The sequence below is a fragment of the Streptomyces sp. RLB3-17 genome (assembly GCF_007113425.2).
GTDB lineage: Bacteria > Actinomycetota > Actinomycetes > Streptomycetales > Streptomycetaceae > Streptomyces > Streptomyces mirabilis_D.
Genome location: NZ_CP041610.2, coordinates 624,555 through 651,130, shown reverse-complemented (window position 1 = coordinate 651,130; position 26,576 = coordinate 624,555). Strand labels below are relative to the sequence as shown.

Sequence of the window (26,576 nt, the reverse complement as noted above, 5' to 3'; positions counted from 1 at the left end):
TGCCGCATCCTGGCTTTCGGCCTGTCGACGAGGAGCCGCGTGATCAAAGTGATCGAAGACCATGGCAGCCAGTCGGCTTCGGACGCCGTTGGCACGTCGGAAGGCTCTGTGGCGCCGGTGATCGATGTTCCGCCCCGACGGGCCGTCCGCCGGACGGCCGATCTGTGGCGGCTGCTGGTGTCCCTGGCCTCACTGGTGGTGATGGTGCTGCTGGCGGTCGCGACGCGCGATGTCGCCCGTGCGGTGCAGCAGGGACTGCTCGGCACGGCGACCGCGCTGCCTCCGGCTCTACGGGACGGTCTCGTGGGAATGGTGCAGGTGGTGGCCATGCTCGCGCCGATCGCCGCCCTGGCGGTGTGGTCCGTACGGCGGCGGGTCGACCCCGTTCTGCGGGTTGTGCCCGCGGCGGCGCTGGGCGCACTGGTCGCGTGGTCGCTCACGCACCTGGCGTTGGTGCGCAGCAGGCCGGACGCGTGGCCGCAGGTGCTGGTCGGCCGGGGCGGTCTGGTGCAGGCGGGCTGGCCGTCGGCCGTGTACCTGGCGGCCTGCGCGGCGGCGGCCTGCGCGGCGGGCCCATGGCTCGGGGCGCGTCGGCGGCGGGCCCTGTGGTCGCTGACCTTCGTGTGTGCCGTGCTGAGCGTCGCCGCCGCGGGGATCGTGCCGCTGGACGCCGTCGCCGCACTCGCCGTGGGCGGCGCGGCCGGGTCGGCCGTGCTGCTGCTGGCCGGGGCTCCGGCCGACCGCCCGTCGGCGCAGGCGGTCGCCGACGCCCTCGTCGTCTCCGGAATCCCGGTGGCCACCCTGCGTGAGCTGCCCTCGGACGGGCAGAGTCCTGGTGAGGGGACCCTCTACCGAGCCGAGACCACCGCCGGTTCCCGGGTGGCGGTACGGGTGCTCGCTGCCGAGGACCACAACCGTGATCTGTTCCACCGGCTCGCCCGACGGACGCTCCTGCGCCACCCGGCCGACGCGACCGCCCAGTCACCGCTCGGGTCAGCCGAGCACGAACTCCTCATGCTGGTCTTCGCGGCCCGCACCGGCGCTGGGGTGGACGAACCCGTCATGGCGTATCCGGTGGCCGGCGGCGGCGCGCTCGTGGCGACCGTCGAGAAGGACGCCCGTCCGCTGTCCGCGTTGACGGACGAGGAGACGACCGACCACGTCCTCATCGGGGTGTGGACGTCCGTGGCCCGCCTCCAGGAGCATCGACTGGGACACCGGGCACTGCGCCCGGAGCACGTCCTCGTCGAACCGGACGGTGAGAGCCGGCTTTCCGCGTTCGCGCGTGCCCAGCTCAATGCTCCGCCCGAGGTGCTCGGCAGCGACATCGCCGAGCTGCTGGCCACGACCGCGGTACGGATCGGCCCCCAGCGTGCCACCGCGTGCGCACTGGCCGGCCTGGGACCGGAACTGCTGGCGACCGCGCTGCCGTACCTGCAGCCGCTGGCGCTGATGGGCCCCGCGCGACGTGAGGTCGCCCGGTACGACCAGGCCCGCGCACGAGCGGCCAGACAGAGTGCCCGACGGCGAACGCTGCGTGCCGGCGGTCGCCCCAGTCTGCTGAGTGATCTCGCCGTCGAGGTCCGAACGGCCAGTGGCGCGCCGCAGGTTCCGCTCGCGCATCTGGCTCGCTTCACGTGGAAGAGCGCCGTGGGCCTGGCGGGCGCGTTCCTGGTTCTCCACCTTGTGCTGCCGCAGTTGGCCAACGCTCCCGCGGCTGTCGACGCGCTGCGCGACGCGCACTGGTGGTGGGTACTCGCGGTGTTGCCCGTCACCTTCGTCTCGCAGGCGTTCTCGACCTGCCTGCAATGGGGCACCATCCCGGACAGGCTGCCGTTCGGCCCCACCTACCAGGTGCAGTTCGCCAGTTCGTTCCTGAACCGGATCACCCCGAGCAACGTGGGTGGCATGGCGCTCAATCTGCGCTACCTGCAGAAGACGGGCATCGAGACCGGGGCCGCCACGGCCTCCGTCGGGCTACAGAGCCTGGCCGGTGCGGTCTCCAACGCCGTCGTCGCCGCTGTCTTCTTCGCCTGGGCGGGACAGCGCCACGGCGGAGTGCATCTGGACCTGCCCGCGAGCCGGTATCTTCTGTGGGCCATCGCCCTGGCGCTCGCCGCCGGGGGTCTGCTCCTCCTCACCCCGCCCGGCCGTCGCTTCCTGCACGACAAGGTATGGCCGTTCCTGCGCGCGGCAGGGTCGACCGTCACCGGGATCGCGGCCGAACCGGCCAAGGTCGTCGTGGGCGTCACCGGCGCTCTCGGCCTGCCCCTCATCCAGATCGTCGGCCTGGCCATGAGCCTCCACGCGCTGGGCGGCGACCTTCCCTTCATCCAGGTCGGTGCCGCGTACATGGCGGCCCGCCTGATCGCCAACGCGGCTCCCGTGCCGGGCGGCCTCGGCGCGCTGGAGGCCGGACTGATCGCCGGTCTGACGACGCTCGGCGTGGCGGCCGGGGCGGCCACGTCGGCCGTGCTCGTCTACCGGCTGCTCACGTTCTGGCTGAACGTCCCGCTGGGCGCCTTGGCCCTGAGCGTGGTGCGGCGGCGAGGCTACGTCTGACGTGCGAGTTCGGCGATGGGTGGCGAGGCGGTGTTCACGGCGCACCCGCGCGTCGTACGCTGCGTGGGCTCGGTATCGACGCCTTGTGGTGCTGGGTCCAGTCACATGACTCAAGCCCTGCCGCCGTCGTTCACCTACGATCTCGCTGAGAAGGCGTGGAGCCTACCGGAAGACTGGGGAGACGCGTGTACGAGGGCGGGCTCCTTGGCCGCGACGAGCAGTTGAGAGTCCTGCAGGAACTGATGGGAAGGCTGCCCGCTGCCGGTGGCGCCATGACACTGCAGGGCGGCCCGGGTGTAGGCAAGTCCGCGTTGTTGCGGGCCGCAGCCGAACGCGCCCGGACGGCGGGATGGCAGACGCTGGAGGTTGCCGGGCGTTCCGGCGGCGCACCCTTCAGCGGTCTACGCGAGTTGCTGGGGCCGGTCCTCGACACGGCGGACGCCCTGCCCGCGGAACAGGGCGGGATCCTGCGTACGGCCCTCCAGATCGGTTCCGGGGCACCGCCGGAGCCCTTAAAGGTGGCCCTGGCCGCATTCAACCTGATCACCACGAGGGCGGCCGAGCAGCCCGTGGTGGTGATCGTCGACGACGTGCAGTGGCTCGACGGGCCCACCCGAGACGTATTGGCGTTCATGGCCCGCAGGGCGAGCGACAACCCGGTCGTCATCCTCGTTGCACTTCGCAGAGGACGGAACATGCCGGATGTGCCCGTACTGGACGTGCCGGTGCTGGACGAGCCCTCGGCGCGACGGCTGCTGGCCCGGCATGCGGCCATGCTGCCTCCTGCCGTTCGGGAGCGGATACTCGGGTTGGCGCTCGGCAACCCGCTCGCGCTGGTTGAACTCCCCGCAGCGTGGAGCCCGGCAGGGCCGCCGGGTTCGTGGGCCCACCTGCCGGTGAGCTCCGCCTTGGCGACGGCGTTCGCGGCCGGGCTCGGCGAGCTGCCGGCGCAGGCCCGGGACGCCCTGTTGGCCGCGGCCGTCGACCAGGTCGGAGACCTCGCGGAGATCCTGGCAGCCGCCTCCGTCCTGGCGGGGCGCGCCGTTGCGGTGGACTTTCTCGACCGCGCGGTCGAGGCCTCGTTGATCCGACTCGACAGGACGACACTGCGCTTCCTCCATCCCGTGGTCCGGTTCGCGGTGCTGGAGGCGGAGACCCCGGTCCGTCGGCAGGCCGCCAACGCCGCCATGGCACAGGTGCTGGCCGAGCACCCGGACCGGCGCACCTGGCATCGTGCCCAGTCCGTCAACGGCCCCGACGACGAGCTGGCGGACGAACTGGCGGATGCTCACGCTTCCTTGCTCCGGCGTCACGGCGTCGTCGCGGCCATCTGGGCGCTCGAGCGATCGGCGCAGCTCACCGCGGACTCGGCCACCCGAGGTCATCGGTTCCTGTGTGCGGCCGAGCATGCGTACGGTCTCGGCCGCACACGCCTGACCCACTCCCTGGTAGACGAGGCAGAACGTCAGGAGCTCAGCGACGCGGACCGGACGAAGGCCTGGTGGTTGCGGGACATCTCGGACGCGGACCCGCAGCCCGGCCCGGCCCGGACGCGCGTGCGGGACATCCCCGAGCTGTCGGCCGGCGATCCCCATCTGGCTCTCGACCTGTTGTTGAGCGCGGCGCTCCGTGCTCACAGGACCGGTGCAGACCCCGCTCTGCGTGCCGGCGTCGTCGCGGCCGCCGAGCGGCTGACCGGCACGAGCGACCCACGGCGCGTCGCGGCTCTGGCGCTGGCCGAACCGGTGCTCCACGGCCGGACGGTGGCCGACCGGCTGCCTTCGAACGAGACGGTGTGGTACCTCCCTGACGCCGACGGCCTCCGGCTGTTCGGCATGGCCGCGCACGCGATCGGCGATCCGGTCCGCGCGGTCGACCTGCTCGGCCGGGCAGAACCGATTCTGCGCGAGCAGGGCCGACTCGGTCTGCTGTCGGAGACACTCCTCACCGAAGCTGCCGACCTGCTGTTGCTCGGGGACTGGCCGCGTGCCGCGCACCTCACCGAAGAAGCGCGCAGGATTCTCGCCGAGACTCGACAGCCGGCCTTAGTCGCCGCGCTCACCGGCACGGACGCGGTCGCCGCCGCACTGCGCGGGCAAGCCGAACGTGCGGTGGAGTTGGCCGACACCGTGGCGGCATGGCAGCGCACCGATCTCATCCCGACGCTACGGCTGGCCCGTGGTGTGGCGCGGCTCGGTGAGGGACGGTACACCGAGGCGTTCGAAGAGCTGCGGCCGCTCCTCGACCCGCCGCACGAGGGCCTGCGGTGGCAGGGCTTCGCCGCGGTGATGCCGTTCGCCATGGCGGCGGATCGTGGCAGCAGCCGTCATGAAGCCGCGCACATACTCGCGGTCCTGGAGGAAGCGGCACGCGTGACTCCCGCCCCGCTGCTGCACGTCCAGCTGCCGTACGCGCGAGCCGTGCTCGCCGCCGACGCGGAGGCCGAGGAACTGTACATGGTCGCGTTGGGTCAGGACCTGGGCCGCTGGCCGCTGGTCAAGGCACGTACGGAACACGCGTACGGGCACTGGCTGCGGCGCCGTCGGCAGGCCGCTCGTTCGCGCGCGATGCTGCTCTCGGCACGGACCGCCTTCGAACTCATCGGAGCCTCCGACTGGGCGGGCCGCAACGCTGCTCAAGCAGCTGACAACCCGCCTCCGTCCGTCACGGAGCTGTTGTCACCTCAGGAGACACTGATCGCCCGGCTGGCCGCGGAAGGGCTCTCCAACCGGGAGGTAGCGGAACGACTGCATCTGTCACACCGTACGGTCGCCGCCCATCTGTACAGAGCCTTTCCCAAGCTCGGAATCACCTCGCGCAGTGAGCTGGCGCCGCTGTTGAAACTGCCGGAGTCGGACGCGAGCGACCGCTGAACCTGTGCTCGCCGCACCGCCGGATGCGTGGGTGGGATCAGTCAAACGACGCAAGCCGCCGATGGTGCGGAGCGATTAGCGTGGAGGCTCCGGGGAGTTGGGAGGGAGCCATGGGCGCGGTGGTGCTGGTGGGAAGGGAGCGGCAGATCGCTGTGCTGGCGAGGCTCCTCGAACCTACGCCGCCGAGCGGTGCGGTGCTGCTCATGCTCGGGGACCCGGGTATCGGCAAGTCGTCGCTGCTGCATGAGGTGGAGTCCAGAGGGCGGGCCCGGGGGTTCCGGATACTGCGGCTGGCCGGTGTCGAGTGCGAGGCGACGCTTCCCTTCGCGGGACTGCACCAGTTGGTGGGTCCGGTGCTCGATCATGTCTCACTGCTTCCGCGGCACGAGAGAGAAGCGTTGTTGGCGGCGTTCGGCCTGGTCGAGGCTCCGCCGCCGGATCCGTTCCTGATCGCTCTGGCGGTTGTGGATCTGCTGGCGGCCGTGGCGGCCGACCGGCCGGTACTGGTATTGGCCGACGATGTGCAGTGGTTGGATCCCCAGTCGCACGAGGTGCTGACGTTCGTCGGGCGGCGTGTGGCGGGACCCGTGGTCATCATCGCCGCGATGCGCCGGGGCCATACAGGCTCGTTCCTTCACGCCGGCTTTCCGGAACTGACCGTTGGCGGCGTGGACGACGATGCGGCGGCGCAGATCCTGTCCGCTCATGCTCCCGGTCTGTGTCCGGTCGAGCGCAGGCGGATCCAGCGAGTGGCGCTGGGCAATCCGCTGGCGCTGCGCGAGTTGCCGATCGCGATGGCGGCCGCGCCCTCCGGTGGACTGCGTCCGCTGACCTTGTCCGACCGGCTGGAGCACGCGTTCGCGGGGCGTGGGGCCGAACTGCCCTTTGGCGCCCGGGACGCCTTGCTCGTCGCGGCTGTCGACCCGGCGGGCGACCTCGCTGAGATCATCGCCGGGACCTCGGCCCTGTGCGGTGAACCGGTCACTCCTGACGTGTTCGACCCTGCGCAGGCGGTGGGACTGGTGAGCGTGGAAGACGGCCGGGTCGCCTTCCTGCACCCTCTGATGCGTTCGGGAATCCTGCAGGCCGAGAGCCTGGCCCGGCAGCAGTCGGCTCACCGGGCGCTGGCGGACATACTGGACGATGTGTACCGGCGGACCTGGCACCGCGCGCAGTCCATCGTGGGCCCGGACGACCGGATTGCCGACGCTCTGGAGGCCAATGCCGCGCAGGCGCTGAGCCGGGGCGCGGTGTTCGCGGCGATCAATGATCTCGAGCGGTCGGCAGAGCTGACGAGTTGGTCGGCGCTGCGTGGGCACCGACTGCTGATGGCGGCCGGGCACGCCTTCGGAATGGGCCGGGAGGACATCGTCCACGAGTTGCTGCAGTCGGCTGCCAGGACTGACCTGACCGACCTGGACCGGGCGCGGATGGAATGGCTCCGCGAGATGTTCGACCGCACTCCCGGGGGCGCCGCGCGGGTGAACGAGTTGTGCGACCTCGCCCTTCGGTCCGCGCCTGCCGATCCCGATCTGGCGCTCGACATTCTCCTGGCGGCTGCCTTGCGAAGTTGGTGGGGCGACACCGGGCCGGCCGCCCGGGCTCGTGTCGTTGCCTGCGTCGACCGGCTGCCCGAGATGGCGGGTGATCCGCGCTACGTCTTGGCCCTGGCGGCGGGGGAACCGGTGCTGCGCGCTCGGCAGGTCGTCGAGGCACTGGCCGGGATGCCTCCCGGCGGCGATGCGGACGCATTGCGGCTCTTGGGCATTGCCGCGCACGGGGTGGGGCACATGGCCCTGGCGGCCGAGCTGCTGGCCCGCTCCGAGGGGACATTGCGTCGGCAGGGCCGACTGGGACTTCTCTCGCATGTGCTGACCACGCAGTCGTTTACGTACGTGCTGCTCGGGGACCTGGTGGGGGCCGCCGACACGGCCGAGGAGGGGAGGCGGCTGGCAGCGGAGACGGGGCAGCCGGCATGGGGAGTCACACAGCTCGTGTGCGACGTCATGCTGAAAGCGTTCGTCGGTGATGCGCAGGAGGCACTGCGGGCGGCCACCGAGGCCGAACTGGGAGAGGCCCGCGGCCGGAACGTGATGCTGTCGGCGCTTCAACTCACCCGTGGACTGGTGTCATTGGCGGCCGGGCGGAACCGGGACGCCTACCGGACGTTGCGGGCGATATTCGATCCGGCCGAACCCAGCTTCCACCAGCGGAACGGTTTCCTGAGCCTGATGTTCCTCGCGGACGCGGCCGTACGCGCCGGACATCGAGAAGACGCCCGAGAGCTGGTGGCGGAGCTGGAGGTGATCGCACGGGAGACGCCGTCGCCGCTTCTGCATGTCCACCTCTTGTACGCCCGTGCGGTCCTGGCCGCCGACGAAGACGCCGAGGACTTCTACTTGGCGGCGCTGCGGCAGGATCTGTCCCACTGGCCCTATGCCCGCGCGAAAGTCGAGCTGGCGTACGGCTCATGGTTGCGGTGCCACAAACGGATCCATCAGGCGCAGTCGCTGCTGACCTCGGCGCAGTCCACCTTCGACCGGATCGGTGCGCTCCCGTGTGGTGACGAGGCACGACTCGAACTGCAGGCAACGGGGGCCCCGATCGACTGGCCCGAGTCGTCCGCCGAGCGGCTGAGGCAGATCACCGAGCTGTCCGCCCTGCGGCTTCCGGACGACGAGATCGCCGAGCGGCTCAGCCTGCGCAGGGCGGTTGTGGCGATGTACCGCGGCAGGGCACGGCCCGACACCCCCGGTGAGGACATCGCGGCAGTCGGATGACGCAAGCCCGGCAGCGGGACCTCCGGCAGCATGACAGGAGTCCGCTTCTGTCGAGTGGCCGGATGGGACTGCATGGGAAAAGCCGAGAACGGATCGATTTCCTTGCTCGATTCTGAGAATTCGGCACCCCATGGTGTCGAACTGCGCCATCTGCGCTATTTCGTGGCAGTGGCGGAAGCAGGCACCTTCACACATGCCGCGGAGCGCATGTATGTCGGGCAGCCGACACTGAGTCAGCAGATTCGGCGTCTGGAGGAATTCGTCGGCACGCCATTGTTGCAGCGTCGGCGTGAAGGAGTTCGGCTGACCGAAGCCGGCACCGTACTGCTGGAGGAGTCCCGGGCCGTTCTCTCTCTGGTCGATCATGGCGTCAGCCGAACCCGGCGGGCGGCGGGTCTTGGCCGGTCGCGCCTGCGTTTCGTCGTTCAGCCGTATCTGCCGCCCACGCTCGCCGCGGAGACCGTCTCGCGGCTGCGATCCGCGGCTCCCGAGGTCGACGTGACCTGGTTGGAGACGGCGCTGGACGCTGATTTCTCCTCGATCCTTCAGCGGCGGGCCGACGCCGCTCTGGGCTGGATGAGCCCGGTGAACTGTGCGCTGTCGGACTCCCTCGACGTGATGGAGATCGGGTCCTTCGAACCCGATGTCTGGATTCCGGCACGGCACCGGGGGGCGGTGAACGGGGCCATCGGCCTCGACGAACTCGCCCGCATGCCCATCATCCACGGTCCTCGGCACGCCGATCCCGGAACGTACGACGCATGGCGCTCGGTGTTGCGGAGCAGGAACCCGTCCTTCGACTTCACCGACCCGCCGTTTCGGCAGTCGCTGCCCATGACGCTGGCCTTCGCCGCGACCGGGAGCCGGCCGAGCGCCGTCCTGACGGGGCCGTGCCGCCCCGTGGGGATCGCTCCGCAGTCGACGGCGGACGCAGGCCGTCACGAGATGGTGGCCGTTCGCGTCGAACGGTCCTCGCTGACCGCCACCGCCGGTCTGGTGTGGAGCACGGACCTCCCCCGTGAATTGCAGCAGGTACTTTTCGAAATCGCCGAAAAGATTGCCCCCTGAACCGCTACCCGGCCTATGTCATGGAATCCATGGCGCAGACCAATACCAGAATCGTCCGCATCGCTTTTACTGGCACCGAGGTTTCGCGGTGAACTGATGACGAAGCGGAAATTCGCCGCTCTCACCGGAACGGAAGGCTCCCTCTGATGAGCAAGACAAAGGACATTCGCCAGTCGGTCGACGCGGAACTCGTCTTCGACCCGCTGGTGGACGCGACGGACATCACCGTTCACAACCTGGCGGGTGAAGTAAGGCTCACCGGCACCGTCCCGAGCTACCTCCAGTACCTGGAAGCCGCCGCCGCCGCGCAGCGTGTGTCCGGCGTCACCAAGGTCCACAACAACCTCGAGGTGGTGCTGCCGGCCGCGCACGAGCGCGACGACGCGACGCTGGCCGAGACGGCGAACAGCGTGCTGCTGATGAACATCGCCGTGCCGGTCGGTGTCGAGGCGACCGCGAGCAACGGCAACCTGAAGCTGACCGGCGTTGTCCGGTACGGCTCGGAGCGGCAGGCCGCGGAGAACGCGGTCGCCGGACTCACGGGAGTCCGCGGTATCAAGAACAAGATCGAGATCTCCGACGACGCCGACCCGGTCGACGTCACCCTGCTGGTGTCGGACGCGCTGGACCGCAACGCGCTGATCCTCGACGACAGCGAAGTCGTGGTCACCACCGATGGGAACACGGTGGTCCTCACCGGCCATGTCCGCACGTGGGCGGAGCACGACGCCGTGATCGCGGCCGCCTGGATGGCCCCGGGCGTCTACGACGTACGCGACGACCTGTACATCACCGGCTGACACCAAGCCGCGTCAGGAGTTTCACAAGGGCCGGTCCTTCGGGAAACCCCGCGGGACCGGCCCGCTCCTCTTCCCAGGACCACCCGAACCCGACCGAGAGGCACAGCACGCCATGCACGACGCGGCTCGATCCACGAAGAAGGGCACCGGCCGGTTCCGCGAACCGGGCGCCGAGCTCGAAAACCTGCTGCGGGACGCGCTCGCGGTGGTCGCCGGTACGAAGGCGGTCTCCCGCACACCCTCCCACCATCACTGGTTCCGTGACGCTCCGCGCCACCGGCTTGCCCGCACCACGGGCCACCTGTTCGGCTACGCACTGCTCGGCTACATCGTCGTTCACCAGCGGCGGAGCCTGAAGAACCCGGCCATCTGACAGGGGGGGGCCGACTGCGCCCGGCGCGGCACGAGGGGCACACCCAAGGGTCGCGCCGGGCGCTGCTCACGCGCCCCGGCACAGCTCAGCACAGAAAGGGAAACACATGGCCCGCTCGCACAACGAACCAGCCAGGGACGTACGTTCCTCAGAACAGGACCGCGCGGAGCTCTCCCTGAGGATGTGGCGGCACGTGTCCCTGTACGAGACACTGCCGATCCAGGCCCGCTTCAGCTACGACCACGCCCAGCCCCTCGAAGTGCGCGTCGAGTTCTTCAACGACGTCGGGGGCGCCGTCACCTGGGTGCTCTCGCGGGAACTGCTCGTGACCGGCCTGCACCGACCGAGCGGTGACGGCGATGTACGGATCTGGCCTCCGTGCCAGCACCATGGCGGGGACAGCTTCTGGATGTTTCTCCAGGGACGGACCGACGTGGCACTCCTCGAAGGCCGCGTCGACCCCCTGCGCGCCTGGATCGATGAGACGCTCAGATCCGTTCCCTTCGGCACGGAAGGCCTCTCGACGGACTGGGACGAGGCCTTCGCGCACGTTCTGGCACAGGGAGACCGCTAACGGCCTACGGTGGCCAGTAGGGTGCCACGCCGTCGATGGCCTGGGCTCGGTGACGCAGATCCAGGCCATCGACAAGGGCGGAGTCGGACCGGCGCATCCGCCCCTCGCGGGTACGCAACAGGGCGAGGACGATCTGATCGAGCCCGGTGCGCCGGGGCAGCACGTCGACCAGTCCATGACGCACTGCCCGCGCAAGCTGGGCGCGCCCCACGTACCGGGCCACCAGCACGATGCGCGGCCGGCCATGTTCCCCGCACACACCGCGCATGAGCGCGAGCGCCTCTTCGTCGAGCTGCGTGGCCAGGACGAGCAGGGCCTCCGCGCGTGCCTCCTGCTCCGGTCGCAGCAGGCACACACGGGGCCGGGCACGCAGGGCGGTGGAGATGTCACAAGCAAGCCGGAGGTCACCGGACTTGACGGCCACGGTCACTGGAGAGGTCACTCGTTCCGTTCTTCTCATGATGCTGAAGCTAGGCGGCCGGCGGCCTGTCGGGCTTCCGTCGGACGACTGCCCGACAGGCCGTACGGCGGTCGTCCGGGCCGTTCCCGTCGCACGGTAGGTGGTTGCGTCATCCGACGGAAGCCGCTGTTTCCCCACCCGGACCACGATGGCGGCCCGCGGCCCCTCGGCCCGCTCAGCCGCTCGGAGGAAGTTCATGACCAGTTCGACCAACCCGACCCGTCCCCGTGTCCTGATCGTCGGCGGCGGCTTCGCGGGCGTCGCCTGCGCCCGTCGGCTGGAACGGGTACTGAAGGCCGACGAGGCGGACATCGTCCTGGTGACACCGCTCGACTACGGGTTGTACCTGCCGCTGCTGCCGCAGGTGGCGGCCGGGGTGCTGACACCGCAGTCGATTGCCGTCTCGCTGCGCAGGGTGCTGCGGCGCACCCGGATCGTCCCTGGCGCCGCCCTGGGTGTCGATCTCGACTCCCGGGAGTGCGTGGTGCGGTTGATCACCGGTCAGGAGGTCCGCGAGGGATATGACATCGTGGTGCTGGCCAGCGGGAGCGTGACGCGCTCGTTCGACATCCCCGGCGTGCCGGAAATCGCCCACGGCATGAAGAACCTGGCGGAGGCCGTGGCCCTGCGCGACCACGTCATCGCCCAACTCGACCTTGCCGACGCTGCCGTGTGCCCGGCGGAGCGGGACGCGCGGCTGCGGTTCGTCGTGGTGGGCGGCGGATACGCGGGCGCCGAGACCGCCGCCCATCTCCAGCGACTCACCGTCGCTGCGACCTACCGCTACCCGGGGCTGATCCGGCAGTCGATCGAGTGGCACTTGGTCGACGTCTCGCCCCGGCTGATGCCGGAACTGGGCCCCCGACTGGGTGACAGGGCGCTGGCCCGGCTGCGACGGCGCGGCATCGAGGTCTCCCTCGGTGTGAGCGTGGCAGCGGCCGGGCCCGGTTGGGTCGAACTCACCGATGGTCGCCGACTTCCCACCCACACCCTGGTGTGGACCGCGGGGGTCGTGGCAAGCCCGCTGGTCGCGTCGACAGGGGCGAAGACCGTACGGGGGAGGCTCGCGGTCACCGCGGAGCTGACCCTGCCGGGCCACGACGAGGTGTTCGCCCTGGGCGACGCCGCCGCGGTACCGGACCTCGCCGTCGGCGGGGACGCGATCTGCCCGCCCACCGCGCAGCACGCCCTGCGGCAGGGCAGGACGGCCGGCAACAACGTCGCCGCGCGGTTGCGCGGCCGGAGTATGAGCCAGTATCGACACCGCGATCTCGGCCTGGTCGTCGACCTGGGCGGCCTGGGTTCCGTCGCCCGGCCGCTGGGCATCCCGCTCAGCGGCCTTCCGGCACAGGTGGTGACGCGCGGCTACCACCTGCTGGCGCTTCCCACGCTCGTGGCCAGGATCCGCGTCGCCACGAACTGGATGCTGCACGCGGTGGCGGGGGACGATTTCGTCCGCACCGGATTGCTCGCCGGACAGCCGAGCACGATCCGGGCGATGGAGCACACCGACGCCTATCTGACCACTGATGAGGTCCACGCCGCCGCCGACTCCGAGAAGTCCGCGAGGACGCGACAGGCGCCACGAGCGTCATGAGGAGGGGTGGCCCCGGCGGCCGGGCCGCAAGGGCCACCCGTCGCCTACCCGCTCAGCGAGAGCAGGTGCCAGTGCCAGGCGTCGAGTGCGACGAACAGGCCCGGGTCGACCAGTTCGTCGCCCTCCCGTTCGTAGACGTTCCCGGCGAGCAGTTCGGTCAGTTTGCATGACTGCCCGTGAAGGTCGGTCCAGGGCAGTGGAAGCCGCCCCTCGGCGGGCCGGTCGGAGTAGTTGATCACGACGAGGTACCGGCCCTGGCCGCCGGTCCAGGACCAGGCGAGCAGGTTGTGGTGGGTGTCGTTGTCCGGCCAGCCCGTGCAGGTCAGCAGCTCCCAGTCGCCCTCGCGGACGGGGGCCGCGGCGGTCAGCAGGCGGTCGTAGAAGTCGTGCAGGGACGCGTCGGCCGGTTCTTGGGGCCGACGAGAGAGGAACACGGGCGGGCGTACGCGGCGGCCTTCGAACTGGCCCTCGTGCCAGAGGGTCGCGCCGGGCAGGGTGGCCACGGCCACGGCCGCGGCGCGTTCCCGTCCGTCGGGCAGGGCGGCGGCGGCCCGGGGCTCGTCGTGGTTCTCCAGGAAGCGGACGAGCCGACGCTGGTAGGCGAGGCCGGCGCCGAGGTGGGCGCGGACGGATCCGGCGCCCTCGTGGACCAGGCGGTCGTAGAGCCGCTTGTCGTAGCAGTGGTCGAAGCCCTGCTGCTGGAGGTCCCATTCGAGGTCCCAGTACGCCTCCGCGACGAAGAGGAGATCGGGGTGGCGCTCGCGGACCCTGCGGATGACGTACGGCCAGAAGTCCTCGGCGGGTGAGGTGCCCGCCCGGTCGCCCCATGTCTTCGCGAACACGTCGTTCATGAGGAGCATCGCCATGTCGCAGCGCACTCCGTCCGCCTGGTCGCCGATCGCGGCCAGCGTGTCCACCGTCGCCGCCCGCAGGTCGTCGCTGAAGGCGTTCAGCTGCACGACGTCCGGCCACGGCGGGAAGTACGGGTCCCGGCCGCGCGCGTACACCCGCCCGCCCGCCTCCAGGAAGGCCTCGGGTGCGCGGGCCAGGTCGTCCGGCGTGCCCCGGACCAGACAGTCCGGGCGCTCGGTGAGCCAAGGATGGTCGGGGGCCACGTGATTGGGGACGTAGTCCAGGATCAGGCGTACGCCCCGCGCTGCGAGTTCGGCCCGTGCCGCGGTCAGTCCCTCGCGGCCGCCGAGGCTCTCGTCGACGACGTAGTCGCGTACGCAGTACGGGGAACCGGCGATGTCCGCCGGAGTGAGGTCGGGAAGGGCGTCGCGGAAGGAGGCGAGCAGGCGGTCGTCCCGCAGCGCGATGCCAAGTCCCGCCGGGCTGCGCTCCCACACACCCATCAGCCATACGGTGTCCACACCCGGCCGTGCGACCTCGTCCCAGACCTCGCCGGGCACGTTGCCCAAAGCGACGGGGCGTCCGTACCGGTTGCCCAACTCGCGAAGCCAGACCAGGGTGTTGATCTCGTATATCACCGTCATGACAGGGGTTCCTCCCTAAGGGCGCCCCAGTCACCGTCGCCGACGAGATGGAACAGGGTGGCGGTGACCGCGGCCAGACCGGTCCAGCCGGTCTGGTGGGAGGCGCCGAGGCCGGCGCCGGTGTCTCCGTGGAAGTACTCGTGGAACAGGATCAGATCGCGCCAGTGCGGGTCCTTGGCGAACTTCGGCTGGGCACCGTGCACCGGGCGGCTGCCCTGGGCATCGCGCAGGAAGGTGGCGGTCAGCCGGTCCGCGATCTCGCGCGCGACCTCGTAGAGGTTCATCCGCCGGCCGGAGCCGGTCGGGCACTCCACGGTGAAGTCGTCGCCGTGGTAGGCGTGCAGGTTCAGCAGGGCGCGGACGAGGAGGAGGTTGACCGGGAACCACACCGGGCCACGCCAGTTGGAATTGCCCCCGAACATGCCGGAGTCCGACTCGGCGGGCAGATAGCCGACCCCGTACGGCTCGCCGTGCACCTCGAAGGTGTACGGGTGCGCGGCGTGATACCGCGACAGTGAGCGGATGCCGTGCGGGCCGAGGAACTCGTCCTCGTCGAGCATGCGGGACAGGATGCGCCGCAGCCGCTCCTCGTCGAACAGGGCGAACAGATGATGCCCCGCCGCGCCCGGCCCGAGGACGTGGTGGGAGGAGACAAGGGCTTCGACGGCCGGGTGCCCGCGTACGAACTCCCGTGCGCCCTGGACCAGTTCCGGGAAGCGTCGGTCCGTCCAGCCGCCGATCACGCTGGTCGCGGCGAGCGGGATCAGCCCGACCAGGGAGCGGACCTTCAGCCGGGTCGCGCCGCCGTCGGGCAGACGCAGGACGTCGTAGAAGAAGCCGTCCTCCTCGTCCCACAGGCTCTGGTTGTCGTCGCCGATGTGGTTCATCGCGACCGTGATCCAGGCGAAGTGCTCGAACAGGGTCTGTGCGTGCTCGACGTAAACCCGGTTGTCGTCAGCCAGTTCGAGGGCGATCTCCAGGAGGTTCTGGCAGTACAGGGCCATCCACGCGGTGCCGTCGGCCTGGTCGAGGTGGCCGCCGGTGGGCAGCGGGGCGCTCCGGTCGAAGACGCCGATGTTGTCGAGACCGAGGAAGCCGCCCTGGAAGACGTTGTTGCCGTCGACGTCCTTGCGGTTGAGCCACCAGGTGAAGTTCTTCATCAGCTTCTGGAAGGCGTTCTCCAGGAAGGTGCGGTCGCCGCGGCCCGTGCGGTGTTTCTCCAGCTCGTAGACGAAGAGGACGGCCCAGGCGTGCACCGGAGGGTTGACGTCACCGAAGTTCCATTCGTACGCCGGGATCTGGCCGTTGGGATGCAGATACAGGCGCCGCAGCAGCAACTCCAGCTGCGACTTGGCGAAACCGATGTCGACCATGGACAGGGAGATGGCGTGGAAGGCGAGGTCCCAGGCCGCGAACCAGGGATACTCCCAGGTGTCGGGCATGGAGATGACCTCGTCGTTGACCATGTGGTACCAGGAGCTGTTGCGCACACGAGGGTCGGCGGCCAGCGGGTCGACCCCGTGCTCGGCGAGCCAGCGTTCGACGTCGAGGTAGTAGTACTGCTTGCTCCACAGCATTCCGGCGAGCGCCTGCCGCACCATGCGCCGCTCGTCCTCGGTCAGACCGTCGGGGACGACGCCCTCGAAGAACACGTCGGCCTCGGTCCGCCGCGTGTCGAGCACCTGCTGGAACTCGGCCCATGGGTCGGCGAGTTCGGTGTCGCTCAGGCGCAGCCGTACGGTGACGCTGTCGTCGGCGGGCACGGTGAGGACGTGGTGGACGGCGGCCTTCGTGCCGGTCTGCTGCGGGTTGACGGCGCCGGTCTCGCCGTGGACGACGTACCGGTCGATGCCATCCTTGACGTACGGGGTGGTGTTCGGACTGCCGAAGACGCGCTCGTTGTCGGTGTCGTTCTCGGTGAACAGGGTCTCCGTCTCGCCGGTGAAGTACAGCCACCGCGTGCCGAGTTCTTCGTGAACGGCGCGGACGGCGCCCGGGGTGCGCCGAAGGCCGGGCACGGCAGTGCCGCCCGCCCACGACCACGTGTGCCGGAACCACAGCGTCGGCAGCAGATGGAGGGTGGCCTCGTCGGGTCCGCGGTTGTGCGCGGTGATCTCGATCAGCAGGTCCTCGGGGCCCGCCTTGGCGTACTCGACGAACACGTCGAAGTAGCGGTCCTCGTCGAAGACGCCGGTGTCGAGGAGTTCGTACTCGGGATCGTGCCGCCCGCGGGACCGGTTGACGGTCACGAGATCGTCGTACGGGAAGGCGCCCTGCGGGTACTTGTACAGGTACTTCATGTACGAGTGGGTGGGCGTCGAGTCAAGATGGAAGTAGTACTCCTTGACGTCCTCCCCGTGATTGCCCTCGGCGTTGGTCAGGCCGAACATCCGCTCCTTGAGGATCGGATCCCGGCCGTTCCACAGGGCGAGCGCGAAGCACAGCCGCTGCTTGTCGTCGCTGACGCCCGCGATGCCGTCCTCGCCCCAGCGGTAGGCCCGCGAGCGGGCCTGGTCGTGGGTGAAGTACGACCAGGCGTCACCGCCGGGGCTGTAGTCCTCGCGGACCGTGCCCCACTGCCGCTCGCTCAGATACGGCCCCCAGCGCCGCCACGCCGCCCGGCCCGCGTCGGCGTCCGCCAGCCGCAGCCGTTCGGGGTCCGCCGCACCGTTTTTCGCTGCCATCGAATGCCCTCCCCACACAGCACCTTCACTCAAGAATCGGACTTTCCGGACTCGGTCGCAATGATTCTGCGGGGGTGGACCTGCCGAAGCCGTCTGCGTTCCCCCTCGGACATGCCTCCCCAGACGCCGTACGGTTCAGGACCGCTCATCGCGGTCCAGGCACAGGCCTCGATCACAGGACAACGCCCGCAGACGGCCCGGGCCTTCTTCTCCCGCGCCTGCTTCTCGGCACCCTGCTCGCCGGACGGAGAGAAGAAGACGGAGCTGTCCATGCCCCGGCAGCGTGCGTGCTGTTGCCAGTCCCAGTAGGCGAGAAAAGGGCGATGTCGCTGGATCATGACGCTACTCCCGGTGACAGGTCGATCCGGTGCAGGTCATCGTCACCGCTGGGTGGGCGTCACGGCTTCAGTCGATTGGCTCATTGGCGGACGGTACGGGGGATGCGGGCGGGGGAGGGAGGGCGCCGACCCACGCTGTGGCTCCACGCTTCTGTCTCACCGCATCTATGGAGATGACTGCTCAGTTCCGCTCATCTTCGCCTGGTTTTGCGCGAGGAGGGTCTGCACCTCCTGTTCGACCTGCTTGGGGTCGACTCCGAGGGCATGTCCGATGTGAGCCGACCACACCTCGGAGCGGATATTGGTCTCGAAGTCCAGGTCGGCGCGGACCTTCTCGCGCATCGCCTGGCGGTTCTGGCTCACCATCACGAAGGTGGACAGAAAGATCGCCTCAAGGCTGACGATCATGGTGAGCAGTCCGAAAGGGTAGGGGTCCCAGACCGAGGAGTGGCCGAACAGCCCCTCGTTGAAGGCAATCCAGACCGTGAACCACGCCGCGTGGATATACACGAACTGCATCGTTCCGGCGAAGGTGGTGATCGCGTCCGCGATCCGGTCCTGGGTCCCGCGCATCCGTGCGAGAACGGCCTGTTCGTGCGGAAGACGTATGTCGAACCCATTGTTGCCAGGGGCCATGGCCACTCCTTGATCGGCTGTTCACGAGAGACGGTCGCCAGCGTACGCGCGGGGCAGGTGCCTCCCTTGGGTCGATCGACTGCGGGCAAGGCCGAACGCCTGTCCATACGTCGTTCATTGAGTCGACTGACCCAAGCGGGCCGAGCCGGCCCTGCGGCAGAGTCACGGCAGCGCCGCTTCCGCGCCACTCCGCGGGAGCGGACACGCTCGGAGGGGAGAAGGGTATGAGCAGGGCCAAGTCGACTGCGGCCCCTCTGATCTCGCGAGGGTTGCCGGTCGTCGTCGGAGTCGTCGTGTCGGCGTGGCCCGGTGTCACCGTGGCGACGTTCGCCGTCTGTGCCCTCATCGCTGCCGGTATCAAGATCATGAGTGCCTTCAACAGTGACCGCATCGGCCCGGTAGCCGGGTGTCTTCTCCTCGTCGCTCAGTCCTTGGCCGGGGCGTTCGGCTCGCTGACATGGCGGGGGAGGCGACCCGCCTGGTCCCACTGATTCCCCCGGTATGCACCTCAGCACGTCCTGTCATCGCACGGCGCACATCCGTCAAGGAAGGGATGCACCATGTCAGACCCGACGCCGCAGAAGAACCAGGCGCCTGGCGCCACCTCGGACGGCCAGGTCGGCCCTCGACGAGCTCTCGCGGAAGGCCCAGGAAGCGCAGCGGACCGTGGCGGCAAGTGTCGCGGAGGACCGCCAGAAGCTGTCCGCCGCGGTGGCCGACGCAAAGGACAAGGCCGAGCAGGGCGCGCAAAGGCTGCAGGTGAACGGGCAACGGGCGAAGGCGAACGTCGCCGGAACCTGGAACCAGGTACAGACTTCCTGGCAGGACCATGTGGACTCGGTCCGCGAGAAGCTGGAGGAGCGTAAGGCGGAGCGTGATGTGAAGCGTCTGCAGAGCGCCGCCGACGACGCCGAGGAGTACGCCGCCGCCACCATAGACTTCGCGATCGCGGCCATCGCGGAGGCCGAGTACGCCACGCTCGACGCGGTTCTGGCACGGGCGGAGGCGGACGAAGCGGCCGACGCGGCGAAGTAGTCGGTTCCTGCGGGTGCGAGCGGCTGAACGGCCGGAGCAGCGGGTCGTGGGACAGTGCCCACAACCCGCTTCCTGTTGGCCGGTTGACGCGGCGAGCTGTCGCCCCTGGCCCGATCGCTTCGCGACAGTCCCGACGGTGACTCGGTGGTGGCGCGCCAGAATGCGGAGGGCATCGAGCACTCGCAGCCGGCGAGCCGGGAGCCTGGCCCCGGGCCGGTCCGCCATCACCATGAAGTCGAGCTCTGTCGGTCAGCGCAATGGGATCGCCGTCAGTAACTTGCCGACGCGGCGGGCGCGACATCTGTGTGGGCGACAACGAAGATCACCCGCGCCCTCGCCGGCCCCGGGCCGACGACCTCCGGGCAACTGAACGCAAGAACACGCCGGGGGAGAAGCGGTGTCTCGGCGAGGCGCTGACGCGACCTTACGGACCGTTCAAGAACATGCCCAGCCGCCGCGTCGATCATTGGCGATGCCTGCGAGCGCGTCGTCGCAACGCGCATGAGGCCGTGACCCAGGAGCTGACCCGATACACGCGCAGGACCGGCCAGGCACAGGGGAACACCATCACCGCGTCAAGCGTCGGTTGCCTGGCGAGATCCGGATCGGCCATGCCCAGCGCACCCGATGCCCCGCGGCCGGTTCGGGGGCCGCGGCGCCGACCGGTGGGTTGATGCGCGCGACGAGAGGCGCTAGGGCGAACGGGTATCCGCGCGCCGGGCCTCCGCGCGGATCGGCTGCGTCACCGCATCCGGCGCTACGGCCGCCAAGTGGCCCGATCCCCGTATCAGGGAAAGCGGATCCCGTCCCCGCTCAGCACCACGCCGGTCGGGATGTCCCAGATCGCGGTGGCCTTGTTCCTGGCCGTGATACGGCCGAATTCTGTTGGCCTGCAAGGCGTCTGCGCGCGATCGGAACGCTTGGCGCCGCCCGGCGAGCGCTCGTGATCAGCTCATGTGGGGGCAAGGCACCGTCGCGTGACGCCGCGGGGCCAGGAGGTTCCTGAAGCCGCTGCTGACGCTGAGCGTCAGGGGGAGCCGATTCGGCCTCCGCTGGCGCATTTCATTGGCGTCTGGCGGAGATGCCCACGATCCCCGGTCGGATGCCTCGTGGCGACCATGTGGCCAGTCACTGCCGTCGGAGCCGATTGCTGTGGCCGCGAACATCGACCACCGCTCCTCAATCCGCGATGATCTTGTTGTCGATGTGCAGCGGACGTACGCCCTCGTGGGGGCGGTTCTACCTGCTGTGGGGTGCGCGTGTTGCAGGGCTACGCCCATCCGTGGTCGCTGCGAGAGGAAGTGAACGTGAACCTTGCTCCGCCATGGCTCAACACCGGAGACATCGTTGTCAGCGCATGGGCTCGGCGTCAGCGAGGGGCGGCGTCGCTGAGCCTGGTGGCCGGGCCGAGGACCGACTACGAGCCGGGCCTTGATCGTCGCAGATAGAATAAATCATAAAAGGTGCTCTTTCTTGTCAATCCATCCTACTTTTTCCGGCAACCAATTTGATGGCGGGGACTCTGCGAACTCACGGCCTGGAGTGGACCTGGCTGGGCGCACGGCCGAGCTGGAACTGATGAACTCGCTGTTTGCCGGACACGATCGGGGCGGCACCAGCCTGCTGCTGCGTGGCGCCCCGGGGGTGGGAAAGACGGCGCTGCTGGATGCCGCCGCGGTACGGGCCGCAGACGTCGGACTGCGGGTACTGCGCGCCTCCGGCGTGGAGTTCGAGGCCGAGATGAACTTCTCGGCGCTGCACCAGATGCTCTGGCCGTTGCGCCGGCATGCCGACCGGCTCGCCGGCCACCATCGTGACGTCCTCGACCGGATCTTCGGTCTCGCCCCGGGACTGTCGCCGGACCCGCTGGCCGCCTCGACGGCGGTACTCGCGCTGCTCGGCGAGGTGACCGTAGAGCGTCCGCTGCTGATGATCGCCGACGACATGCCGTGGATCGACCGCGCCAGCGCCATCGCGCTGGGGTTCGTCGTCCGCAGGATCAGCGACGATCCGGTGGTCTTCCTTGCCGCCGCCCGAACGGGAACCGAGGGCCTCTGGCGCCAGCTCCGACTGCCCGTACGCGAGATCGGGCCGCTGGCTGCGCAGCCGGCGGCCGAGCTGCTGGACGCCCGCTGGCCCGGACTCACGCCGACGGTACGGCGGCGATTGCTGGCCGAGGCCGCGGGCAACCCGCTCGCGCTGCGGGAGCTGCCGGCGGCGTTGAACAGCCGACAGCGGTCAGGACGGGATCCGCTGCCCGCGCTCCTGCCTCTCTCCGGGCGGCTGGAAGTGGTCTTCGCCTCTGCCGTCGAAAGGCTGCCTGCGCCAACCCGAACGGTGCTGCTCGTGGCCGCGCTGTACGCCGCCGCCGACCTGGCCACGATTCGGAAGGCCACGCAGAATTCCGCGGGCGTCGACGACCTCGCCCTGGCACAGCAGGCGAACCTGGTAGATGTCGATGCGGCCGTCGGCCACATGTCGTTTCGCCATCCGTTGATCCGCGCCGCGATCGTGCACCTGGCATCCCCCAGTGAACGCCGGAGCGCGCACCACTCCCTGGCCGTGGCCCTGGCCGACTTCCCTGATCGCCGGGCGTGGCATCTGGGCGAGGCAGCGACGGAACCGGACGAGGCGGTGGCCCGGGCGCTGGACGAAGCGGCCCTGTCCGCCTGGCGCCGCGGCCCGGTGTCCGGCGACGCGGCCCGGGCGTCGGACGAGGCGGCCGTCTCCGACCTGCGGTGCGGCGCCGCGTCCGCCGCGGTGGCCGCGCTCATGCGGGCCGGTGAACTCAGCCCGCATCCGGGCGACCGGTCCCGCCGACTGGTCGAGGCCGCCTACCTCGCGACCTTCACCGGTCAACTCGAAGACGTTCCACGGCTGTTGGCCGATGCCGGTCAGGCACTCGACACGCCGACCGGGCTGCTCCTCGCCGCCACCGCCCACCTCCTCACGAACGATGAGGGCGATGTCGATGCCGCCTACCGGCTCCTGACCCAGGCGCTCGACGCCAACACCGACACCGCCAAGAACGACAACTGGGACCACTACGGCATCCTGTACGCGCTGCTGCTCGTCAGCCTCTATGCCCTCCGCCCCGAGCCGTGGCAGCTTCTCAAGACCGCAATGGCCCGGTTCGAACCGGCCGCAGTATCACCGTTCAGGCTGTGCCACGACGCGTACGTCGACCCCACTCGCGCCCCCGATACGTTGCGGAAGGGCCTCGCCGACGCCTTCGCGGCACTGCCTGCCGACGCGGCACCCTGGCAGCTGATCCCCCTGGCCTTCGCGGCGGTCGCGATGGACACCCTGTCCGACTACAGGTACCTGGTCTCTCGCATGATCGAACGGGAACGCGACGGCGGCGCGATCGCCATGGTCATTCCCGCTTTTATGCTGCTCTGCCACGACTCCTACGTCCACGGACAGTGGGACGAGGCCGAGAGTCTGGCACAGGAGGGGCTAGACCTGGCAACTGTCTACGGCTACCACTTCTGGGAACGACAGATTCGGACGCTACTGGCAGCCGGTGCGGCGCTCCGCGGCGATGTAGACCTCGCCCGCACCCGCAGCGAGGAGACCACGACCTGGGCGGCGCCCCGCGGCATCGAGGTGACGGAGGCCTACGCCCGAGCCGCTCGCCGCCTCGCGGCCATGGGCCAAGGCGACTACGAGGAGGCCCACGTCCAGGTGGCCAGGAACGACCCACCCGGCGCACCGAGCCTCGGCATTCCCGGCCGTTGGGTGGTCCTGGACCTGGTCGAGACGGCGGTTCGCACCGGCCGCGTCGACGAGGCCCGCGCCCACCTCGCCGCCGCGCAACGGGCAGGCATCCACCGCATCTCCCCTCGCATCGCGATGATCACCGCCGGGGCCGCGGCGGTGGCTGCCGACGAGAACGAAGCCGGTCCCCTGTTCGAGGCGGCCCTGTCCCTGCCCCAGGCGGCCCGGTGGCCGTGGGAACACGCGCGCATCCAGCTCGCCTACGGGCAGTGGCTGCGCCGCACCCGCAACCCCCGCGGCCGCCTGTACCTGAGTGCCGCCCTCGAAACCTTCGACCGGATCGGCGCGAAAGCCATGGCCCAGCGGGCCCGCAACGAGCTACGCGCCACTGGCGTCGCCACCACCACCGGGGCGGACGCATCGACAGCCGCGTTGACCGTGCAGGAACGGCAGATCGCCGAGCTGGCGGCCATCGGCCTGACCAACAAGCAGATCGGCGAGCGGCTGTTCCTGTCCCACCGCACGGTCGGCTCCCATCTGCACCGGCTGTATCCCAAGCTCGGTATCACCTCACGCGCCGCGCTTCGCGCCGCTCTGGAGGCGATGGCATCCGGCGAGGACCAACCCCGTTCTGCCACGCACGACTGAACATTGCCGAACCGCATGACCAGTTGGTCCGTCTACTCATCGTTCCAGCATGACGAGTCGGTCCCAAGCGGCGAGGCCCCGCCGACCGGCCCGACGGCTTCCGGTCGTCGCCGGCCCGCGGCGGTGTCAGGTGACTCGGACCCGGTGCGAACCGACGCTCCGGCGGTACTCTGAAGGAAAGACTCCTGATCGGTGAGCCGGAGAAGACATTGGTCGAGAAGGAGATCAACGCCCTGGCGACCGTGTTGCTCGAACGGGTCGGGCAGTTGGCGAAGGAGATGGCGGCGCGGATCCGCGCCGGCTCCCGCGAGTACAACTACGACGTGGTGCCCGCGGAAGAGCTGGAGGAGGCTTGCCGGACCCACCTCGGCAACGCACTCCGGGCGCTGACCGGACAGGTACCCGTGGACACCGAGGCCGCGGCCCGTATCGGCCGCCGCCGCGCACTGCAGAATGTGCCGCTTCCCGCCGTGATGACGGCCTACCGCATCGGCGTGAAGTACTTCTGGGAGGCAGTGCTCGCCGAAGCCACCACACACCCCGAGGTGGGGAGCGACATGCTGGTCGCGGCGGCCTCGGCGATGTGGGTGCTCCAGGACGGCATCACCGAGGCCATGGTCTCTGGATACCACGACGCGGTGGCCGAGCGGCTCGTCGCCCATGAGCATGAGCGTTCGGCGCTGGTGGAGGCGCTACTGGAAGGCAGGAGCATGGACGCCGACGCCGCGTGGTCCGCGGCGGAGGTCCTGGGCGTGCCGCGCAAAGGCCCGTTCACCGTGGTCGCCGCAGAGGTACCGCACATCGGTCGGCAGGCCCTGCCGGAGGCTGCGGCCCTCCTGAGTCGGCGCGGAATTCGGTCCGCCTGGCGGCTGCGCCCCGATATGCAGATGGGCATCGTGTACCTGCGTACCCCGCGGGACCTGAACGATCTCGCCGAGGTGTTGCGGCAGCACGCGAAGCAGCGGGTGGGGGTGAGTCCCTCCTACGACGACCTGTGCCGCACGGGGGAAGCCCTGCGCTTCGCCAAGGTCGCCATGCGCGGCGGCGACGCGGAGAGCGGCGCCGTGACCGTCTTCGACGACTCCCCGGTTGCGGTCGCGTCAGCCGGCGCACCCGATGTCATGGCCCGCGTCGCCACCACCGTCCTCGGTCCGATCGAGGCCCTGCCGGCCGGCGATTGTGAGTTGCTGTTGGACACGCTGGACGCCTGGTTCGACTGCGGTGGATCGGCCGAGGAGGCCGCCAAGCGTCTGTACGTTCATCCCAACACGGTGCGCATGCGGCTGCGCCGCATCGCCGAGCGTACGGGCCGCTCCCTCACCGATCCCCGCGGCATCACCGAACTCTCCCTCGCGCTGTGCGCCGTGCGGCAGATGCCGAGGCCCCCGTTCTCGACCGGCACCGCGGATACGGCGGACAATTGAGCCGAACGGTGCCATGGGGCGAGTTGCCCCTGCATCCTTGCCGCGGCGTTAGTGAACTGCGCGTTCGGCGATGCCGAGAAAAGCCGCTGACGGACTGTCTCCTCATCGCCCTGCTCGGCTTGTTCGTGTACTTCACGGGGTTCCTCGACGAGACGCAAGGGAGCCGGTGGGCCCGCTGAGTTCCTCAGGGGGCCACAGCCACCGCGCCGGGCCGCGGTAGAGCCGGCCTGAAAGCGCGGCGACGCCCCGAGGTGTGCCGTTGATGAGCTCGCCGCCGTCGAAGCCGCGGCTGTCGGATCCAACGGTCCAGCCGCGAGGCGGCCCCGGCCGATCATGCTGACCCTGCTCGGCGCCGTACGACTGGCGTACCGGCCCTGCAGCGGCACTTCGACTGCGGCGCAGTAGCCGATACCGGCGTAGTCGACCAGCCACGTCGACGCCACCGCAGTGCTCCTCGGCCGTCTGCGCGACGGCCTGGATCTGCTCGGTGTTGCGGGCGGTGCCGACTGCCCGGTCACCGCGGGCGATGCCGGGGCGGGCGTTCCCCGGACGCGGCTTCCTGGGACGCAGCGGCCCACCCTCGACGGCCACGCGGTCTTCATCCTCGGCCGGCGCGGAGACGCCTCGGCAACGAACCACCTGTGCCAGGTGCTGCTCGCCGACTTCGACGCCATGCCCTACCTACCGCGAACCGACCTCACCCGCTGGATCGTCCTCGCCCCTGTCGCTGCATGGGAAGCGTTGGTGTGCGTCCAGCTGTCGCAGCAGGAGCACCGCGACGAGACCACCCGGCTCCGGAAACTGATGATGACTCTGGAAAGCGGCTGTGACCGCAGTTCTGTGAACGACGGGAGAGGTTTGTCCGGTCAGCCCAGCGATGCGCTCGCCGCACGCAGTTCGTCCAGGGCCGCCAGGGTGTACTCGGCGAGGCCGTCCTTGGCGTCGCGGTCGCCCTCGGACCATTCGGCGTACCCCCGTTTGAACGCGAGGACGCCCAGCTCGCCCGCGAGAGCCGCGGTCGGATCGGGTACGCCGCGGGCGACCAGCGCGGCTGTCATCGCGGCGGCGAGGCTGACGCTCTTGAGGGCGTCACGCTCTTGAAGTTCGGCGCTGGCGGCGACGGCCGCCTTCAGACGAGGGGCGAGCTCGCGATTCATGGGGCCCATCGCGCTCGAGGCGCGCTCAAGACCGGCAGCGACCGCCTCGAGCGGGCTGGCATCACGGGGCGCCTCGGCGATCCCCTCGGCCAGCAGCCGGCTCAACGTCTCCTGTCCGGCCACCAGTAGCTCGCGCTTGTCGGGGAAGTGCCGGAAGAAGGTGCTTTTGGTGACTCCTGCGCGCTCGGCGATCTGCGCGACCGTCGTGGCGTCGTATCCCTGCTCGGTGAACAGGTCGACGGCGGCCATGACGAGGCGTTCGCGTGCGCCTGGTTCCCATCGACCCATGGGGCCATCGTACGTGACGGGACTCTTGTCCCGTCACCCTGCTATGGTGATGGGACAAGAGTC

At 69.8% G+C, this 26,576-nt stretch carries 18 protein-coding genes; 12 read left to right on the top strand and 6 right to left on the bottom strand.

Annotated features, from left to right (window positions below):
• Positions 1–117 precede the first annotated feature (117 nt).
• From FNV62_RS56940 to FNV62_RS03190, 7 genes are all read left to right on the top strand, one after another.
• Positions 118–2,562, top strand: a complete 2,445-nt coding sequence (locus FNV62_RS56940; RefSeq protein WP_143599844.1) for a lysylphosphatidylglycerol synthase transmembrane domain-containing protein — start codon at positions 118–120, stop codon at positions 2,560–2,562.
• 185 nt (positions 2,563–2,747) lie between these two features.
• Positions 2,748–5,435 (top strand): AAA family ATPase, encoded by a 2,688-nt coding sequence (locus FNV62_RS03215; RefSeq protein ID WP_144314625.1) that lies wholly within the window; start codon positions 2,748–2,750, stop codon positions 5,433–5,435.
• Between the two features lie 110 nt (positions 5,436–5,545).
• Positions 5,546–8,215, top strand: a complete 2,670-nt coding sequence (locus tag FNV62_RS03210; RefSeq protein ID WP_164404819.1) for an AAA family ATPase — start codon at positions 5,546–5,548, stop codon at positions 8,213–8,215.
• Between the two features lie 72 nt (positions 8,216–8,287).
• The gene (locus FNV62_RS03205) at positions 8,288–9,283 is read left to right on the top strand and encodes a LysR family transcriptional regulator (RefSeq protein WP_143599841.1); all 996 of its coding nucleotides are present in this window, start codon (positions 8,288–8,290) and stop codon (positions 9,281–9,283) included.
• A 146-nt stretch (positions 9,284–9,429) separates the two neighbouring features.
• The gene (locus tag FNV62_RS03200; RefSeq protein ID WP_143599840.1) at positions 9,430–10,083 is read left to right on the top strand and encodes a BON domain-containing protein; all 654 of its coding nucleotides are present in this window, start codon (positions 9,430–9,432) and stop codon (positions 10,081–10,083) included.
• A 112-nt stretch (positions 10,084–10,195) separates the two neighbouring features.
• Positions 10,196–10,456 (top strand): hypothetical protein, encoded by a 261-nt coding sequence (locus FNV62_RS03195; protein WP_143599839.1) that lies wholly within the window; start codon positions 10,196–10,198, stop codon positions 10,454–10,456.
• A gap of 106 nt (positions 10,457–10,562) precedes the next feature.
• Positions 10,563–11,030, top strand: coding sequence for an SsgA family sporulation/cell division regulator (locus FNV62_RS03190; RefSeq protein WP_143599838.1), 468 nt, complete (start codon positions 10,563–10,565; stop codon positions 11,028–11,030).
• A gap of 4 nt (positions 11,031–11,034) precedes the next feature.
• Here the strand turns inward: FNV62_RS03190 and FNV62_RS03185 are convergent, their stop codons facing one another.
• Positions 11,035–11,490, bottom strand: coding sequence for a hypothetical protein (locus FNV62_RS03185; protein ID WP_144314624.1), 456 nt, complete (start codon positions 11,488–11,490; stop codon positions 11,035–11,037).
• Between the two features lie 196 nt (positions 11,491–11,686).
• Here FNV62_RS03185 and FNV62_RS03180 point away from each other — a divergent pair, with 196 nt between their 5' ends.
• Positions 11,687–13,087: an NAD(P)/FAD-dependent oxidoreductase gene (locus FNV62_RS03180; RefSeq protein ID WP_144314623.1), complete on the top strand. Its 1,401-nt coding sequence runs from the start codon at positions 11,687–11,689 to the stop codon at positions 13,085–13,087.
• 44 nt (positions 13,088–13,131) lie between these two features.
• Here FNV62_RS03180 and FNV62_RS03175 read toward each other — a convergent pair whose 3' ends face one another.
• The 4 genes from FNV62_RS03175 to FNV62_RS03160 form a co-directional block, all read right to left on the bottom strand.
• A complete protein-coding gene (locus tag FNV62_RS03175; protein ID WP_143599835.1) occupies positions 13,132–14,583 on the bottom strand; it encodes an alpha-amylase family glycosyl hydrolase in 1,452 nt (483 codons plus the stop codon).
• Entirely contained in the window at positions 14,580–17,267 is a 2,688-nt protein-coding gene (locus tag FNV62_RS03170; RefSeq protein ID WP_143599834.1) for an MGH1-like glycoside hydrolase domain-containing protein, read from the bottom strand. The genes FNV62_RS03175 and FNV62_RS03170 overlap by 4 nt, the downstream gene beginning before the upstream one ends.
• Positions 17,268–17,296: 29 nt before the next feature.
• Positions 17,297–17,605, bottom strand: coding sequence for a WhiB family transcriptional regulator (locus FNV62_RS03165; RefSeq protein ID WP_143599833.1), 309 nt, complete (start codon positions 17,603–17,605; stop codon positions 17,297–17,299).
• Positions 17,606–17,770: 165 nt separating this feature from the next.
• Positions 17,771–18,241: a DUF1003 domain-containing protein gene (locus tag FNV62_RS03160; protein ID WP_143599832.1), complete on the bottom strand. Its 471-nt coding sequence runs from the start codon at positions 18,239–18,241 to the stop codon at positions 17,771–17,773.
• A gap of 224 nt (positions 18,242–18,465) precedes the next feature.
• Here FNV62_RS03160 and FNV62_RS03155 point away from each other — a divergent pair, with 224 nt between their 5' ends.
• The 4 genes from FNV62_RS03155 to FNV62_RS57470 all read left to right on the top strand — a co-directional run bounded on the left by FNV62_RS03155 (position 18,466) and on the right by FNV62_RS57470 (position 25,068).
• Entirely contained in the window at positions 18,466–18,732 is a 267-nt protein-coding gene (locus tag FNV62_RS03155) for a hypothetical protein (protein ID WP_143599831.1), read from the top strand.
• Between the two features lie 175 nt (positions 18,733–18,907).
• Positions 18,908–19,276: a hypothetical protein gene (locus tag FNV62_RS03150; protein ID WP_225900117.1), complete on the top strand. Its 369-nt coding sequence runs from the start codon at positions 18,908–18,910 to the stop codon at positions 19,274–19,276.
• A 1,542-nt stretch (positions 19,277–20,818) separates the two neighbouring features.
• Positions 20,819–23,644 carry an AAA family ATPase gene (locus FNV62_RS03145; RefSeq protein ID WP_225900116.1) on the top strand — a complete coding sequence of 942 codons (2,826 nt, stop codon included), beginning with the start codon at positions 20,819–20,821 and terminating at the stop codon, positions 23,642–23,644.
• 209 nt (positions 23,645–23,853) lie between these two features.
• Complete coding sequence (locus tag FNV62_RS57470; RefSeq protein WP_143599829.1) at positions 23,854–25,068, top strand: PucR family transcriptional regulator; 1,215 nt, start codon at positions 23,854–23,856, stop codon at positions 25,066–25,068.
• Between the two features lie 866 nt (positions 25,069–25,934).
• Here the strand turns inward: FNV62_RS57470 and FNV62_RS03135 are convergent.
• Positions 25,935–26,513 carry a TetR/AcrR family transcriptional regulator gene (locus FNV62_RS03135; RefSeq protein WP_097282383.1) on the bottom strand — a complete coding sequence of 193 codons (579 nt, stop codon included), beginning with the start codon at positions 26,511–26,513 and terminating at the stop codon, positions 25,935–25,937.
• Positions 26,514–26,576 lie beyond the last annotated feature (63 nt).